Origin of the sequence: Aeribacillus sp. FSL K6-8394 (genome assembly GCF_038008865.1) — a bacterium.
GTDB classification, from domain to species: domain Bacteria; phylum Bacillota; class Bacilli; order Bacillales; family Aeribacillaceae; genus Aeribacillus; species Aeribacillus composti.
The window spans coordinates 2,405,959-2,421,912 of record NZ_JBBPAA010000001.1; the positions used below are offsets into that span (position 1 = coordinate 2,405,959).

Annotated in this window: 14 protein-coding genes; 2 read left to right on the forward strand and 12 right to left on the reverse strand. The window is 37.4% G+C overall.

Going from position 1 to position 15,954, the window contains the following annotated elements; all coding sequences use genetic code 11:
• Positions 1 to 86: 86 nt before the first annotated feature.
• From NSR00_RS11345 to NSR00_RS11385, 9 genes are all read right to left on the reverse strand, one after another.
• The gene (locus NSR00_RS11345) at positions 87 to 1,280 is read right to left on the reverse strand and encodes a helix-turn-helix domain-containing protein (RefSeq protein ID WP_144597785.1); all 1,194 of its coding nucleotides are present in this window, start codon (positions 1,278 to 1,280) and stop codon (positions 87 to 89) included.
• 338 nt (positions 1,281 to 1,618) lie between these two features.
• Complete coding sequence (locus NSR00_RS11350) at positions 1,619 to 2,416, reverse strand: ABC transporter ATP-binding protein (protein WP_144597786.1); 798 nt, start codon at positions 2,414 to 2,416, stop codon at positions 1,619 to 1,621.
• A gap of 34 nt (positions 2,417 to 2,450) precedes the next feature.
• Positions 2,451 to 3,272: an ABC transporter permease gene (locus tag NSR00_RS11355; protein WP_340788824.1), complete on the reverse strand. Its 822-nt coding sequence runs from the start codon at positions 3,270 to 3,272 to the stop codon at positions 2,451 to 2,453.
• Positions 3,272 to 4,405, reverse strand: coding sequence for an ABC transporter substrate-binding protein (locus NSR00_RS11360; protein WP_340788827.1), 1,134 nt, complete (start codon positions 4,403 to 4,405; stop codon positions 3,272 to 3,274). The genes NSR00_RS11355 and NSR00_RS11360 overlap by 1 nt, the downstream gene beginning before the upstream one ends.
• 811 nt (positions 4,406 to 5,216) lie before the next feature.
• Complete coding sequence (locus NSR00_RS11365; RefSeq protein ID WP_340788829.1) at positions 5,217 to 6,350, reverse strand: hypothetical protein; 1,134 nt, start codon at positions 6,348 to 6,350, stop codon at positions 5,217 to 5,219.
• Positions 6,351 to 6,361: 11 nt separating this feature from the next.
• Complete coding sequence (locus tag NSR00_RS11370) at positions 6,362 to 7,615, reverse strand: hypothetical protein (protein WP_340788831.1); 1,254 nt, start codon at positions 7,613 to 7,615, stop codon at positions 6,362 to 6,364.
• The gene (locus NSR00_RS11375) at positions 7,615 to 8,484 is read right to left on the reverse strand and encodes an ABC transporter ATP-binding protein (protein WP_063388897.1); all 870 of its coding nucleotides are present in this window, start codon (positions 8,482 to 8,484) and stop codon (positions 7,615 to 7,617) included. The genes NSR00_RS11370 and NSR00_RS11375 overlap by 1 nt, the downstream gene beginning before the upstream one ends.
• 2 nt (positions 8,485 to 8,486) lie before the next feature.
• A complete protein-coding gene (locus NSR00_RS11380; protein WP_144597791.1) occupies positions 8,487 to 9,245 on the reverse strand; it encodes a hypothetical protein in 759 nt (252 codons plus the stop codon).
• Positions 9,235 to 9,786: an RNA polymerase sigma factor gene (locus NSR00_RS11385; protein ID WP_063388899.1), complete on the reverse strand. Its 552-nt coding sequence runs from the start codon at positions 9,784 to 9,786 to the stop codon at positions 9,235 to 9,237. Before NSR00_RS11385 ends, NSR00_RS11380 begins: the two co-directional genes overlap by 11 nt.
• Positions 9,787 to 10,304: 518 nt before the next feature.
• On the opposite strand from NSR00_RS11385, the gene nagA reads away from it, so the two are divergent.
• A complete protein-coding gene (gene nagA / locus NSR00_RS11390; protein ID WP_340788833.1) occupies positions 10,305 to 11,489 on the forward strand; it encodes an N-acetylglucosamine-6-phosphate deacetylase in 1,185 nt (394 codons plus the stop codon).
• 765 nt (positions 11,490 to 12,254) lie between these two features.
• Here the strand turns inward: nagA and NSR00_RS11395 are convergent.
• From NSR00_RS11395 to NSR00_RS11405, 3 genes are all read right to left on the reverse strand, one after another.
• Positions 12,255 to 13,355 (reverse strand): hypothetical protein, encoded by a 1,101-nt coding sequence (locus NSR00_RS11395; RefSeq protein ID WP_340788835.1) that lies wholly within the window; start codon positions 13,353 to 13,355, stop codon positions 12,255 to 12,257.
• Between the two features lie 254 nt (positions 13,356 to 13,609).
• Positions 13,610 to 13,903, reverse strand: coding sequence for a hypothetical protein (locus tag NSR00_RS11400; protein WP_340788838.1), 294 nt, complete (start codon positions 13,901 to 13,903; stop codon positions 13,610 to 13,612).
• Entirely contained in the window at positions 13,891 to 14,283 is a 393-nt protein-coding gene (locus NSR00_RS11405) for an Rpn family recombination-promoting nuclease/putative transposase (protein ID WP_327873706.1), read from the reverse strand. The genes NSR00_RS11400 and NSR00_RS11405 overlap by 13 nt, the downstream gene beginning before the upstream one ends.
• Before the next feature lie 1,325 nt (positions 14,284 to 15,608).
• Here NSR00_RS11405 and NSR00_RS11410 point away from each other — a divergent pair.
• Positions 15,609 to 15,944 (forward strand): hypothetical protein, encoded by a 336-nt coding sequence (locus NSR00_RS11410; RefSeq protein ID WP_340788840.1) that lies wholly within the window; start codon positions 15,609 to 15,611, stop codon positions 15,942 to 15,944.
• The last annotated feature ends 10 nt before the right edge of the window (positions 15,945 to 15,954 follow it).

Below are 15,954 nucleotides of genomic sequence, written 5' to 3' on the forward strand. Positions count from 1 at the left end.
TCAAGATCGTTCCGATCATGATTTTTCCAGTAAGAATGGGAACCTTCAAAATAAAAAATTGGGTTCCCATTCTTATCATCATGATTCTAATATAAATCTTCTTCAGACCATTCATCTCGCATATAAATAGAAGGAAGCATCGGAAGTTTTAACTCGCTGATAGCCATCTGTAAATAATCATCATTTGCAGTGATCCCATTAAAATTCTGAAAACGATCGTTATATTCTGTCGTATGAAATTTACCAATCGTTCCTAAATCACGGGCATAAATAGCCGCATCCCAACGGACCCTCGTAATAATCTGTGAGACTACTTCTGTTGGAACGCCAGTTGAGCGGGATAATACTTTTGCTGCTGAGGAAGGATCCTCTCTAAGAATCTTATGGGCACATAAATGAGCCTTTAAGTAAGCGACAACGATTTCTTCATTCTGTTTGCACCAGTTCTGCTCAGAAACAATTCCTGTCAAATAATCATCGCCCATACCAGTTTCAAAAAATACATTTCCTGCTTGATAATAATTAATTAAACTAGGGTAAGGCTCCCACATGACACTTGCTCCAATCCTTTGTTGAACAATCCCTTTCATACTCATCTCCATATCTTGATTAATAATTTGAGGATGAGAGTCTCCGATGGAGCATAACAATCGTTTTAAACGATGTTCAGCACTCGAAAAACTGACGGTTGATATAGAAACATTGACCAAATCTGATACATCTTCAATAAAGGTTTCTTTCTGTGCCACAAGAGAAATTCCTTTTCCATTTGTTGTTTTTCCATCAAACGCTAACAGGACTGATTGAAATGTAGGCAATAACCGGCTAAATTCAAAACTCAGCATGATGGGATAGTCTCCCAAAGAGGCAATCTGAACGGTCCCTTTTATCATGTCTTCCACTAATTCAATCCCTTTGGAAGCGTTTCTCCATTTGATTGAAAATGAATGATGCGGAAACATTTTTTTCAGCTCTTCCTCAAACAGATTTAATTCTTTTATTAAAACCGCACTCCACATATGAGCGGTACCGCTTTGGTAACCTACAGTAATCGGGATGGAATGAGACTGCGGATTTTGCGGCAAGGATGCAGGAGTGTTAATCTGTGTATGGTTATACAGCCATTTGATTAGGATTTCCTTATCAAAGAACACTTCTTTTCCAATTTTAATAAATGGTAATTGTTTATGCTTTCTCCAACGATCAATGGTAGAACGACTTACTCCTAGAAAGTCCATAGCTTCTTGCATGGTGATTAAATTCATACGATCAGCTGACATACTCCATTCTCCCTTCCACCTAATTATGAAGCTCAAAATACAAAAAAGCCCTTAACAAAAAAAGTTAAGAGCTTTTGGTTGTCCAATCAGTCATTTTTATAAAATTTTAAAATATTTTTACTAATTTTATAACACATATTATTCCTATCTTCAAACTATAATTTATTAGTCAAGTAAATGATATATTGTTGACTATAAAAACATATCATAAACAACCGCCCCATTTTTTCTAAATCTCATTTGCAGACTAAAAGAATAGACTGTCTTTTACAGATTCATTATATTGTAAACTTACTGAATAAAATTCTATTTTTAAAGCGGGCAAGTCATTGTGTTAATTATGGTATTCCTGCAGACATAGTTATTTTATTCGTCACCTCAGAATCATTAGTGCTCTGAGGATTTAATAAACGGATAATTCTATTGCGGATTTCGATAAAATGAGAATCCGTTCGTGAACGAGGACGTGGCAAATGGACGGGAATAACTTCGTTAATTTTCCCTGGTTTGGGAGTAAGTACAACTATTCGATCCGCTAAATAAATTGCTTCTTCAATATCATGAGTTACCAATATAAACGTAATTTTTTCTACATTCCAGATCCGTAAAAGTTCATCCTGCAGTTTTTGTCTAAGAAACGGGTCTAACGCGGCAAAAGGTTCGTCCAGAAGTAACAATTCAGGTTTTAAACATAAGGCTCTGGCAATTGCTACACGCTGTTTCATCCCGCCTGATAATTGATTAGGATATAAATCAGCCGCTTCATGTAATTCAAATAACTGCAAATATTCATCTAGAATAGACTTCTTTTTATGAGGATCTACTTTCGCTAATTCCAATCCAAAGAGAATGTTTTTTCGAACAGTCAGCCATGGAAAGAGAGCATAATCCTGAAAGACTACTCCCCTTTCTTTGGACGGCTCCCTCACCCTTTGACCATCAAATAAAATCTCTCCATCATCCGGCTGATCGATTCCTGCTATTAACTTTAATAAAGTGCTTTTCCCGCATCCCGATGGCCCCAGTAAACAAAGGAATTCTTTTTCTTTAATGGACAATGAAATACGATCTAAAGCTATCACTTCTTCTGTCCCTACTTTAAAGGATTTGGTTACATTATGGATTTCAACAGACATAGGTCTCGTTCCCTTCATGGAAAAATTTTATATTTTATTGCCATTTAATGATCTGTATTTCAATCAATCGCACAAAGGCAACTGATACATAACCAAGTATTCCTATGGTGAACATACCAATAATCGAATTATGATAATCCATCAATTGATAAGCCTGCCAGGTGGCGTAGCCAATTCCCGTTTTCCCTGACATCATTTCTGCCGTAATAACCCCCATCCAGGATGCACTGACTCCTACTGACAAACCAGTGAATAACTGGGATAATACCGCGGGTAAATAAACTCTGCTTATCAAATGGGTCCTACCGCTTCCTAAACAGCGGGCAGCTTGAATAAGGGTTGGCGAAACTTGTCTTGTTGCATCCATAGTATTTATTAAAATTGGGAAAAATGCACCGATTAACGTAATGAAAATAATACTGCTTTCGATAGTATGAAAAAGAAGCATTGCTACAGGCAAATAAGCAATTAAAGGAATGGGCCGGAACAATTCAAGGATCGTAAATATCCCTTCGCTTATTTTATTGTGTGAAAGTCCAATCCACATTCCAATAGGTACGCTGGTGAATAAACCGAGAAGAATACCTGCCAATACGCGAAAAAGACTTACGGAAATATTAATATAATAATCTATCTCCCCAAATTTCTGAAGCCAGGTTATGATGATTTCCGTTGGTTTGGGCAAATTCCCAAACTGTAAAGGCCATTGAATATTAAAATGAACAACCAAATACCATATGAACAAAAAGATGAGTATGGAAATCACTTTAATACTGGTCCGTCTTACATTGACTTTTACCAAATCACGTTGACCTGTTTCACTCTTTTTATTTTCCATTTGAACTGTATAAGACATCAATACACCTTCTCCTTACTCCAATCACCTTTCAATTCTTTATTATCCAAATAATTTTTACCTAACAATTCAACAGCTTCTCTTAAATAAGTATCATCTACAAATTCATCCAAGTTTAACTTTTCTTTTAACTTATCAATACGAATCAAAAAATCCACACTGCTGCTTAATGTATCTAAATCTTTTTGATAAATGGCTGAATCAAAACGAATATTTTTCGCCATTTTTAAAGTAATATCTAGAGGAAATTTACTTTCTTCTGCAAAGATTTTAGCTGCTTTCTCCGGATCATCTAATACCAATTGATGGGCATCGCTTAATGCTGCCAGAAAAGCAACCACATAGCTTTTATTTTTTTCTGCCCAATCTCTATTTGCGACAACTCCTGCTAAATAATCTCGATTCGTTTCTTCTCCTGACAGCAGTACATTCCCAATATCTTTTTTCGTAATCAGGCTGGGATATGGCTCCCATGAGGAATGGGCAGCGATTTTATTTTGTTCAATACTTTGCATTCCAAGTGTTACGGACTGATCGATAATTTTAACTTTATCGACCATATTATTTTGCTCCAGAGCATCGAGAAGCATGCGATGTGCACTGCTTCCAATCGGGGTAGATACTGTTTTTCCTTCAAGATCCTTAACATCCTTAATAGCACTGCCTTTTGGTACTAAAATAGCTTGATTACGTCCATTCTTACCTTTTCCATCAAAAGCAATAAAAACAGAGCGGTAATTTTTCTGTGTAATCCCCATAACACCGTTTAACAAGGACGGCATGTCACCTAAAAATGAAATTTGAATCTTTCCACCCACCATATTGTTATTCAATACAGATCCTGCTGGAGCGTCAAACCATTCAATCTTAAAATTCTTATCAGGATGTAATTGTTTCAAATACTTCTCATATAATTTTTGGTTCTTAATAATGAGTGCTCCCCATGTTTGCGCTGTAGGACTTTGATATCCAATGGTAATAGTGACTGTCTCTTGATCGTTTTCCTTTTGTGCAGCAGCAGTGCTTTCATTCGTGTTGGATCCGGAAACTTTTGGATTGGAACAAGCTTGTGTGATCAAAAGTGATATAATAACAAGTAGAGTTAAGAAATATTTATTTATCTCCTTATACATCGGGATGCCTCCTCCCACCTATCAATCTTTTTTATTTCCGAATTAGCTTTTATACAGGAAGTCTTATACCAATCTCATAGCCTCCTTTCTTGATTTCATCAAAGTATGGAAATATATAAAAAAGGACACATTCCCATACTTTGAGGATTGTGTCCTCCGGTCATCCGGTCGGATATCATATAATACATATTAGTTTAGTCAGTTTTTGAAGAAATTTTATCATATGAAAATGAAAAGTAAACCACATGATGACCAATGATGAACAATGAATATAAAAGAGGAAAAACATTTAGATTTAGAAAAAAACAGAAATGACTGAAACCTTCATCGTTCTGCTTGATACAGGTGTCCAAAAGTAATGCACTTCAATAAAAAAGACCTTGCCAGCCTCCTGAAATGTCCACCTTAAACCATATAGCGTAGGTAGAAAAAAATGCTGGCAAAGTCCAAGATTCATCGTCTTAAAGTTTTCGAATCCCATAAACTGAATAGCCGATACTAAAATTGTTCTAATGAGATTGATTGTCTTAAAGTTTCGAGCCCCTCTCGATCAATCAAATTTCAAAATGGTAGGGATTTATAGAAATCAGTCAAAAAATAGGCAGATAAAAATCAGAAGGTATAGCAGCATGATGTTTCTGATTGCTTGCCGAAGCTCTAAAAAATGAATATAAATCGTATCAGACTGTCTGTTATTTTATCGAGGCTGGAGGAAGGAAAAACAGAAGAAGGAAGCAACCCCGTGAATTCCTGCTTCATCGATCTCCAGCCCGCTTTCAGCAAGATCGTGCTTTGTCCGCTATTGCTTGGCTTATATAAGATCAACAAGCTTTTCCTGCTTCATTCTGTAAATGATGAATATCGTACTGATCGCGATCAATACAAGAAAGGTGCCGATTGTAAGCATAAGCGGATGAAGAATCGCAAACAGTTCACCAACAAGGTATTTTAAAGTACAATAGCTTAGCAGCACAACGATCGGGACAAGCGAGCCGATCAATGTGATGTAGTTTTGTGCGATCCGTGAGAAAAATACTGAAAAGAGCGCCGCAACAATGGCAACAATATAAGTAGCAATCACCGTTGTGATGATATAGCCTTCAAATGTAAAGTCAAACCAAAAATAGTAAAAATTATAGAACGAATTGATGGAAAGCGGAAAAAAAGCTTGCGTACCATTCCCAAGATAGAAAAACCAAAAAATGACGATCTGCACAGTTGTGATCAATGCTGTGGCTGCTAAAGCAGCAAGAAGTTTTGCAGAAAACAAATTCCGACCGGTTTTCGTCGTGTATTGCAGACTGATCGCATTGTTTAGTCTGTCTGTAATATGAACGCGGCATGTTACCATGACAACACTTATAATAATCAAAACCGTCCAAAAGCGGGTGAGCTCATTGTAATTTTCATAGACAAGATATGGAAAAACAGAATTGACATCATTGTTTGCCATGATTTGTTTTACACGTTCTTGCTGATCTTCATCGGTATAAGATTCAATATCCCTCCCTTTCGATTCATATTGTTCAATGATATTTTCGAATGCTTGCAGCTCCCAAAAAACATCTGCTTGATCAACAAACACGACTTTTTCATGAAAATCTGCATACTGTTTATTTGTTAAATCCAATTGTCGAAACTGTTCATATGTTGTAATGCCTAGTTTTTCCGCATCTTGTTGTGATTTTAAATAGGCATTGGCCTCGTCTTTTTTTTGCTTATACCAGTTTTTAAAATGTTGAAACTCTTTTTCGTCCATTTCATGCCCATATTTATTGATCATTTCTTTCGTAATCATAAACTCATCTTTTGCAGGCCGTCCATTAGGGAAATTTTCAAAATAAAAGCTTAAAAACAGCTTGTAAAACAGAAAACTGATGAACAAAATAAGCAGCAGCACCTTCCAATTGAACAATTTTCTTAGTTCGTATAAAAAAACTCTCAATATTCTTCCCCCTAATTTAATGGTTGCCGTTTAAATTTGTACATGCTGAAGAATCCTAATAGAATAAATATGACCGCCCACGCTGCTATCGTTACAGCTTCAAAATATGGAAACATCGTAAAAATGTTGTTTCCCATAAACCATACATGCGGATTCATAATTAAATAAAAAGGATTCACATGCATGATCAAGATAAAGTTACTATTCAGTGAAACAACGCTTGGAATCCATAAACTAACACCAGCGAACAGAGCAAATGTAAAGAAAACAAGATAGCTGTTTTTCAGCCATATAGATAAGCTGAAGGTGAGCAGCATGTACAGCAGCTGGCTTAATAGTAAACAGCCGACAAATAAACAAACATACTGCAAGAATGATAGATTCCACCACGATATGTAAGGAAAAGGCGTTTCGCTATTAAAATAGCTGCTAATCGGCACAAACAGAAGATTAGAATAATCATAGACAGAAAAGTAAATGATCAATGTCGCTACGATTAACAACATAACAGCACACACATTAGCGATTACACTTGCAGCAAGCTTGTCCCATAGCAAATTTCTCCCGCGTTTGCTCGTAAATGCAACAAAGAATGTACGGTGTTCAAATTCATAATTAGTTAGCAATGCTGTGATTAAAACGACGAGGATCATTCCTTCAAAAGCGATCGCCCGGCCAAGCTTTTTAAATAGCAAGGAGTGCATTTCATAGACTGATCCTAAATAAAAGAAATGGCGATGTTCACCGTTTTTCACTAGCTGCTGCAGCCGCTTTTCTAAAAGATTGGCTTGGTTCAGCACCGTTTCTTCTGCCTCCCCGCTTAATCCGTATTTCTTGATTTGTTGCCGGGCAAACTCTGTCGCATCCAGCTCGCTGTAAATATCATCGACGCTTTTAGCGGTTTCATAATATTGAGTGAACAAGTTGAGATTGAATAGCCTGTTTAATTCACGATCCGTAAGATGTTGGTACAGAAACGCTTCATGGCCTTTTATAAACTCATATGGAAACTGATACTGCTTCCCGCTTTTTGGATTCAGCTCATTCACCCATACCATATCATGATCGATTTCTTTTTTCATACCTGCCAATGCTTCATCATCGATTTTCGTCCCGTATTGCTCAACTATGTTTTGTAAAACAGGTAAATTTTCCCGTTCATTTTTATGGTCGAAAATAATCAAACCATTCAACGCCACAAAAAATAATAGTAAAATGATAAAAATCGGCGACTTGACAACTTTTATTAATTCGTATTTGATCATTATGCCAGCGCTCCTTCTCCATATACATGAAGAAATACGTCCTCTAATGTCGGCTCAACACTTTTCCAATTTTCATTTGGCTGTTCGTCGCTAACAAACCGAAAGATCATCTGGCCATTTTCTTGCTTTTCCGAAATTGTTGCAAATCGCTTCCGAAAGATTTCTGCATCCTGAAAATCAGCTGCGGTCTCATAAATGCGGCCGGACAATAATTGGCATAATTCACGTATCGGCTTTTTATATAAAATCGTTTTATCTTTAATCATAATGATTTCATTGGCAATCGATTCGACATCAGACACAATATGCGTTGATAAAATAATGATCCGATCGTTTGCTAATTGGGTTAAAAGCTTGCGGAAACGGGCGCGTTCGGTCGGATCAAGACCTGCAGTGGGCTCATCAAGAATCAAAATCTTTGGATCGTTCAGCAATGCCTGGGCGATGCCGACCCGCTGAATCATCCCGCCGGAAAACTTCCTCATTTTTTTATGCATGACATCTTCAAGTCCAACGAGCTTTAAAAGCTCCGGTATTTTTTCTTTTGCTTCATGCTTTGAAATCCCTTTTAATGCTGAAAGGTAAAGCAAATATTTTGCAGGGGTGTAATGCTTGTAATATCCGAACTGCTGCGGCAAATAACCGAGAAGCTCGCGGTATTTGCTGCCGAGATGGATGATATTTTCTCCGTTGTAACGAATTTCTCCTTTTGTCGGAAAGATGAGTGTGACAAGCATTTTCATCAATGTTGTCTTCCCAGCGCCATTTGGAGCTAATAGTCCGTAAATTCCGTTGTCAAACTGTAAATGAACATTTTCAAGAGCAATAAAATTGCCGTAATATTTGGAAACATGGTCGACAATTAGCATCTTTACAAAACTCCTTTTATATTGGTTTTGACGAAAAACAGCTTAAGCTGATGAACATATATATACATCGCAGCCATCCCGATGATGATGTAAATAAAATACGGAACGTTTAACAAAAAGGCTTGATAAACATAGCTGTTCATGTAAGAAAGAAACAAGTTTGCGGCAATCCAGCTGATAAATAAAGCAATTTTCCCACTTTTTGTCGGTACATAAAGCAATACATACAAAAAAGCAGCAGCAAAAAGAAATAAAGATGCAACAGATAATAAAAAGGCAAAAGGAAAATGAATGGAAAACTCTGTTGCCAGCCAGAAAATGATGACTCCATTGGCGAGCATAGCGAAAATGCTGAACATGAACATACGGAATGCTGCTAATTGATACACATTGTATTTACAAGTCATTTCCACCTCAAACGCCGGCTTTTGCTTTTGGCAAATAAAAAAGAAAAAAACGATGACAAAATAAATAACTGGTGAAAAACAAAAGATGAATGTATATACATCCAAGGCTGTCCATGAAAAATATTCTGCGGTTGAAAGAACAAACATAGCAAAAACAGCGATAGTTAAAACAATCGTAAAAGCGATTTCCGTCAGATCACGAAAGACGTTGCGGAAACCGACTTCGCGATACATAGTGAACATATATTGCCAAAAGGAAGGCTTTTTGTTCATGCCTTTTGCAATAATCTTCTGAATTTCTTGTTTGATCTCCTTATCGCTAGGAAAAGGAATTTTTTCGTTATCAATGGCCATGGACATCCTCCTTTAACTGCTCATTGATTTTTCGCAATGTAGAATAATATTTCGTTTTTACGGTTGATTCTTTTATCTGGAGCTTTGCGGCAATCTCGGCAAATGTTTGGCCTGCAAAAATTTTCATTTGCACAATTCGTCGATTCTCATGATCAAATCGTTCAAGCAGGTTTAAAACCTGTTTTACCTCGTCCTTTTGTTCGATTGTAAAAAGCACATCATCACTTTCCCGCTGATCTGTTAACAAATTGACTGTTTTTTTCTGCTGTTTATATTCTTTCGAGCGATAGTAATCGATGATTCTCGCCTTTGCGATTTTATACAGCCATGTCCGGAACGCCGCTTTCCCCTCATAATGGTGAATGCCGCGCAGCATGCTGATGAAAATCTCCTGCGTCAAATCTTTCGCTAATTCTTGATCAAACGTTTGTTTAAATACGAACGCATAAATCTCTTTGTAATAATAAGAGATCAGCTTATTTGCCGCTTTTTCACTTGCCCGCTTCTGTATTGCTTTTATCCATTTCTTCTCTTGATCCATCGTGAAGCTTCACTTCCAATCCCAAAGCTCAAAACTTCTATCACTACCTATATATTCGCAAATAATAAATAAAAAGTTTTGCGAAAATCAAAAAAATTATTCAGCCTCTTTATCCAGATCCAGCCGCTAGCCTCTCGATTGTTCGGAGCTTTGCAGGCGACGCTTAACGACATATCCTTACTGATTGGACCGGTCTGCTTTATGCACACTAGCGAAAAAACGTTTCTTTCAGAACGGAAGCTTACATTACGAATAAGCGATTGTGATATAATGTGTATTCCGGCATGCAGATGAACGATATGTTTGCTTCAAAATACTGAAACGACTGCGGTTTAATTGAAAAGCTGCTAAAAAGAATTATTAAAGTCTTCTTTATCTGGAAGCAGTAGTTTCATATTTTTTCAATTTTCCGGACAGACCCAATATATGTGCTTAAAAATCCCATAAAAGTCATTTAACATTTTGTTCCACATACATACAATTTAAATAGAGATTGTTACTAGAAAAAGGAGATCTTTATGAGCAAGATTTTATTATCGAATATGACGGTATATGCTGAAGAACGAGTTTTCAAAAATGGATATGTATTAATAGAAAATGGGAAAATTCTCGAAATTGGTCCTCAAGAAAAGCTGACTGTTACAGACGAACGGGTTGAAAAAATTGAAAGCAAAAACAATTATGCAGTTATTCCTGGTTTTATCGATTTGCATATTCATGGAGCAGCAGGCGCCGATACGATGGATGGAACCGATGAGGCAATTCGCAAAATGGCAGCGGCACTCCCCCGGGAAGGAACGACGAGTTTTTTAGCAACAACGATGACAAGCTCTGAACAGCGGATTGAAGAAGCTCTGATCAATGTAAGAAAGTACATGGAAACAGCGAATGAACCCGGATATGCAGAAGTGTTAGGAGTCCACTTGGAAGGTCCGTTTATTTCCCCTAAAAGAGCAGGGGCGCAGCACTCAGAAAATATTCTCGAACCGAACTTGCAGTTATTTAAAAAATGGCAGCATATGTCCGGTGGAGCGATAAAGCTTGTGACATTGGCGCCTGAAAGAAAAGGTGGAATAGAATTAACCGATTATTTAAAACAAACAGGAGTTGTCGCCTCCATCGGGCATTCAGATGCTTCTTATGCTGAAGCTGCTAAAAGCATACAAGCTGGCATTACCCATGCAACCCATTTATTTAATGGAATGAGCGGATTGCACCATCGCAAGCCGGGAGCTACTCTAGCAGTGCTCATGCATGATGAGGTGTTGTGCGAAATTATCGCAGATGGCATTCATGTGTGTCCGGAAATGGTGAAATTTGCTTATCAAAACAAAGGAAATGACGGGCTTATTTTAATCACGGATGCAATGAGAGCGAAATGTCTCGGTAAAGGAATCTATGAACTTGGAGGCCAAGAAGTCCGAGTGAATGAAGATCGGGCAGTTTTGCGGGATGGGACGCTGGCAGGAAGTATTTTGAAGCTGAACGATGCAGCCAAAAACATGATGGCTTACACCGGATGTACGCTTCAAGACATTATTCAAATGGCAGCCGTTAACCCTGCTAAACAAATAAACGTTTATGATCGCAAAGGAAGCATTGCAAAAGGAAAAGATGCTGACTTAGTTGTTTTAAATGACCGCCTTGACGTAGTAATGACATTTTGCCGCGGAAAACTTGCCTATTCACAACAAGAAATGTGACGAAGATATTGCTGCCAGCGAAAGATTACGGTGATATGAGCATGAAAGCAGCACAAATGATTAGGTAAACAAGAACTGAATTTTGTTAAAATGATCCGTTTTTAAAACAGCTTCCTTTTCCATCGTTTCAATAGTTTGATTTAAAGCATCTTGATCTAAACATATCATAAGCTCTGAACCCCTTGTTTCAGCAATAATCAGTCAGTCTGGATTATTCCGTAATGACGCTTTGATCTATTTTTCATAGGATTATCTTGTTTTCCCTTGATTTTCGGTTAGAGTTCTCCAAACTGATTATATTTTACTGGATACAATTCTTTTACACGGCTATCATAGTGTAAATGTCAAAATAAGAATGCACAATTTTGATTGTAAAGTGATGTACAAAAATGATTTTATGGATAATTATGTTATTAAGTGGTGGATAGTAATAACTTGACATGGAGCCTCTACGGGCATGACTTACGTACGAGCCAAGAAGCCAGCAATATCAATAGCTGGCTCCGCCTAACAAGGCTATCATACCCGCCTCTCCATGTAAAATTGCCCTAAGGCAATGAGAGAAACTATATAGCTTTAAACAATCATGTTTGTACATAGTTAAATTAGCATTTCCATCATAGTGTCTTCGACTTTTTTAGCCATAAAAATCCCCTCCTAGGTGTTATATCAAATAGCCTCTTTTTTTACTGTCTACCTGTAGGGGATAATACCATTTCTGATTGAAAAAACACTTCCCTCTGTTTATTTAAAAATATTTATTTTTTACTTTTTGAAGAGATTTAAAATGTATTGTATAATCTTGTTGATGATTTCCTTTGTAGATGGGTGGAAGTAGTATAAACCTGCAATTGTTGCACCTGCAATTGTTGTCGCACCTGCTACAATAGGAAGAACTTTACCTGCATTGTTCTTTTCTTCTTTCTTTTCGCTGTTTTGTTTTTCATCATCTTTTTTGTCCTCTACTACATTTTCTTCTTCATCATCATTTTCTGCTTTTTGTGTTTCATTTTCCTTTTTGTACCCTAGTTCTTTTGCTTGATCTTCCGTTATTTCCACATAAACCCCATCAACAAATGCAAATAATTTTCCATCTTTTTCAACGACTTTTGCGCCTTTTGCTTTAAGATCTTCTGTTGTCCATGATGTTACTTCCTTTTCATCTGGGATCTTTTTATCTCCTTCTACTTTGTTCATTGCTACGTTAGAAGAAGTTTTGGATTCATGACTGTCATTTTTTGGTGCTGGACTTGCTTGATTTTGCCTTGGCGCTTGACTTTGACTTGTTGCTTGATTTTGATTTGTTGCTCGATTTGGCTTTTGTGTTTGATTTTGCTTTGGTGTTTGATTTGACTTTTGATTTTGATTTTGACTTGTTGCTTGATTTGGCTTTTGTGTTGGCTTTGGATTTTGCGCTGGTTTTGGATTTGCTGGCTTTGGTGTTTGGCTTGGCTGTGACGGTTTTTCCACTTCCGGTTTTGGCTCCGGTTTTGGTTCCGGTTTTGGCTCCGGCTTTGGTGCTGGTTCCACTGGGTTTTTTTTTACCACTGTTTTGACCGTCAATTCGTAATTGTAATAGTCACTTACATCTGGTGGCAAAAAAAACGTAACTTTTTGTCCATTTACAACTGGTCCACCGTAAGCTCCCTCTAATGCAAATTGACCACTTACATAGTAGCCATAAATGTATCCTTTACAAAGACCTGTTGCTTGTGCTTTGTTGTTGTAAGTATTGTCTGTCGTAATCGTAATGGAACATTTTCCTGTACCTTTCTTTTCTCCTGCACTTGCAATACTTGGTGATGATGAAAACAAACCGAAAATAAGTCCAGTCGCAACAGTAAATGAAAAAAGTTTTTTCAACATTTTACTTTCCTCCTGTTCGTTTTTGGCTGTGTACGAACAACCTGTTTATTTTTTAGATCGACTGGTTGCAAATGGATTTTTAGCCATCCTATCCATAAACTTGACATTTCCAACATTTTTTCCCTAGCAACCTTTCAGGAAAAAATGCCATTATTCAGTTGTTTCATCATCACACACTCAATTTTTAATTCCTTTTCACAACACGTATTAATTCATCAGTAGGATTCTTTCGTTTAGCAACAACTCTGCCTTTTCTATTTTTTACTGTTCTTATTTCGTAATATATATTTTGTAGCCTTTCTAATTTTCCAGTGGCTACATCTCCAATTCCTTGAGAATCGATTCATGCCCTCTTGTTTCCGGGCATCCACCGCCTGTTTAACGATTCGTTCGAGCAGATATTCCGATTTCCTAGTTCCGAGTGCTACATTTATTTTTCGATGGCGCAGCAAAGCCTTATTAGGCGGCAGGTTTTCTAACGTTTCCACTACTTCTTCGGATGAATGCCAAACGGCTTCGACAAATGACAGGCAATCTATTTCAACCACTTTCGCACTTCCTCTTCCGCAAGTCCAGTGAGATCGGCAATATCTTTCGCTGCCATTCCTTTCGCCGACATATGCCGGATCATATTCTTCCGTTCTTCCTCCCGACCTTGCTTTAGCCCTTGCTTCAACCCTTGTTTCAATCCTTTTTCCAACCCTTCCTCCATCCCCGCACGCCGCTCGCCAAGAAGATTGGACAATTGATCCCGCAGCCATTTCAGCCGCATTTCATACGCGTAGCGATTTTCCGAACTGACGCTTAGCTTCTCCCACTCTTCCAATGCTTCGCGAATTTCTTGCTCGTTCATCGCCAACACCTCCAGTTCCTTGAGAATCGTCTCATCGATCTCTTGTTTCCGGGCATCCACCGCTGACAGCATCATTAACCAGGGCCACTCCGAAGATCTCTTCACATCACGTCTATATTTCTTCCATTTTACCATAAATTGTGATAAGTTCTTTTTCCCTTGAAAATAGATCCTAATTATTTTCTAGATGAGTAATCCTTCCTTATTTTTCAAATGGAGGCGGAAATAAAGGCGTTATTTTATTTGACTCGATCGAAATAGCAGACAGGATCTGAGAAGAGGCAAGCATGATCCGTGCCTTTCATGCGAAGAAGCATTAGACTAAGTTTCATCATAGTCCGAATTCCGTTGACTGCATGTACTTATTGAAAGGGAGAGTGTATGAATGGGTACGAAGACTTGCGGCAAATCAAAACACGTATTCAGGCTGTAACAAATATTCTTCTTCATGAATTCATCAGGAAAACTCTTGCATTCTATGAAAATAAAACTCGCGACTCAAAAAACTGTTTTCTGCAAGAAAAAATACAGAGTGTTGCAGTATACCTATATCAAAATTATGTATAAATATACATATATGCGATCTATCCATCAAGGGCTTGGCGTGAATCCTCTGTAGCCATGATTCTTTAGTCAAGCGTCAGCTTCAATAATTTTAGCAAAACCTAAAGCTCTCTCTATGTATAGCCCCTTTGCATATCACTGCATAAGGATTTTTCGATTCTCTGCCCTTTTATTTTGGAAAAAAACAGAAACCCTAATGAACTGGAAGCTGTACTATGAAGTGCCCAGTTATCAAGGATACTAAACTTAGGTTGTGGAAATCCAAATATTGATACCTGAACCATTTGAAATTTAGAGAAATTAAGAACAAAAATAAAAAAATTTTAACTTCTAATCAAGTTTTTTATTTGAACATTTTACATTTTTTTGTTCTAAGAGAAAGAAAAAAGGACTTCACCCCTCATTTGCAGAATTTTTGATGTGACCAAAACACAATAATTCGCTAGGGGGAAGTCACTTAGTACATTCTACAAGAAAGTCTATTTTCCTTTTTGAAGAACTGTAAATTTTAGATTCTAAAGAAAATTTGCCAAATCTTTTTTAGTGCTCTTGATTTACGTCCCTTTGCTAAGCAATTCTTCACCCCAAGGGGGCTGAAGGTCATTCTAAGGAAAGGAATTTTAAGAGCTCTTATTGCTGCTCCATTAGAAGGTTTTGATACGTTTACAGACCTTCGTAACCGATTGGATTAAGACATTCGTTCCGTTATCAATGCGGTTTAAATATCGGTCGACCTGAACCATCTACCTCTACTTTTAGTACAGTATTTTCCATGAACACACTCAAAAAAATCTTTATATGATCTTGTCCAGATAGGCCAAGCTGAAGGCGTATCAATGGAGGGCATCAGGCTATCGATAGTGCCGCCATTAACGCCTATGAAAAGATCAAGCCTAAAAAACAGAGTGAACAACAAGGGAGCAAAGTTTGATTCTTTTAGCAATAAAATCACTTGGTTTGGCCATAAAGTGCATCTTTCTGTAGATACCATCAGTGAATTACCGATTGCGATCGAAGTAACTCCAACTCATGTAAACGATGGAGAAGTCGACCCAACATTGATCGGAAATGTGACAGATTGTACAAATTTCCAAATCGAATTCCTGATCATGGATGGTGGATGTAACCAACTTTATGAAAAACCGATTAGTTTCTATCAAATTGAAAATTAACAGCTGTTAA

Excerpts from the sequence above, each read along its gene's own strand:
- NSR00_RS11345 (WP_144597785.1), bottom strand. The coding sequence starts at position 1,280 with ATGTCAGCTGATCGTATGAATTTAATCACCATGCAAGAAGCTATGGAC.
- nagA (WP_340788833.1), top strand. The coding sequence starts at position 10,305 with ATGAGCAAGATTTTATTATCGAATATGACGGTATATGCTGAAGAACGA.
- NSR00_RS11380 (WP_144597791.1), bottom strand. The coding sequence starts at position 9,245 with ATGGCCATTGATAACGAAAAAATTCCTTTTCCTAGCGATAAGGAGATC.
- NSR00_RS11360 (WP_340788827.1), bottom strand. The coding sequence starts at position 4,405 with ATGTATAAGGAGATAAATAAATATTTCTTAACTCTACTTGTTATTATA.
- NSR00_RS11355 (WP_340788824.1), bottom strand. The coding sequence starts at position 3,272 with ATGTCTTATACAGTTCAAATGGAAAATAAAAAGAGTGAAACAGGTCAA.
- NSR00_RS11370 (WP_340788831.1), bottom strand. The coding sequence starts at position 7,615 with ATGATCAAATACGAATTAATAAAAGTTGTCAAGTCGCCGATTTTTATC.
- NSR00_RS11395 (WP_340788835.1), bottom strand. The coding sequence starts at position 13,355 with ATGTTGAAAAAACTTTTTTCATTTACTGTTGCGACTGGACTTATTTTC.
- NSR00_RS11375 (WP_063388897.1), bottom strand. The coding sequence starts at position 8,484 with ATGCTAATTGTCGACCATGTTTCCAAATATTACGGCAATTTTATTGCT.
- NSR00_RS11405 (WP_327873706.1), bottom strand. The coding sequence starts at position 14,283 with ATGATGCTGTCAGCGGTGGATGCCCGGAAACAAGAGATCGATGAGACG.
- NSR00_RS11410 (WP_340788840.1), top strand. The coding sequence starts at position 15,609 with ATGGAGGGCATCAGGCTATCGATAGTGCCGCCATTAACGCCTATGAAA.
- NSR00_RS11385 (WP_063388899.1), bottom strand. The coding sequence starts at position 9,786 with ATGGATCAAGAGAAGAAATGGATAAAAGCAATACAGAAGCGGGCAAGT.
- NSR00_RS11350 (WP_144597786.1), bottom strand. The coding sequence starts at position 2,416 with ATGTCTGTTGAAATCCATAATGTAACCAAATCCTTTAAAGTAGGGACA.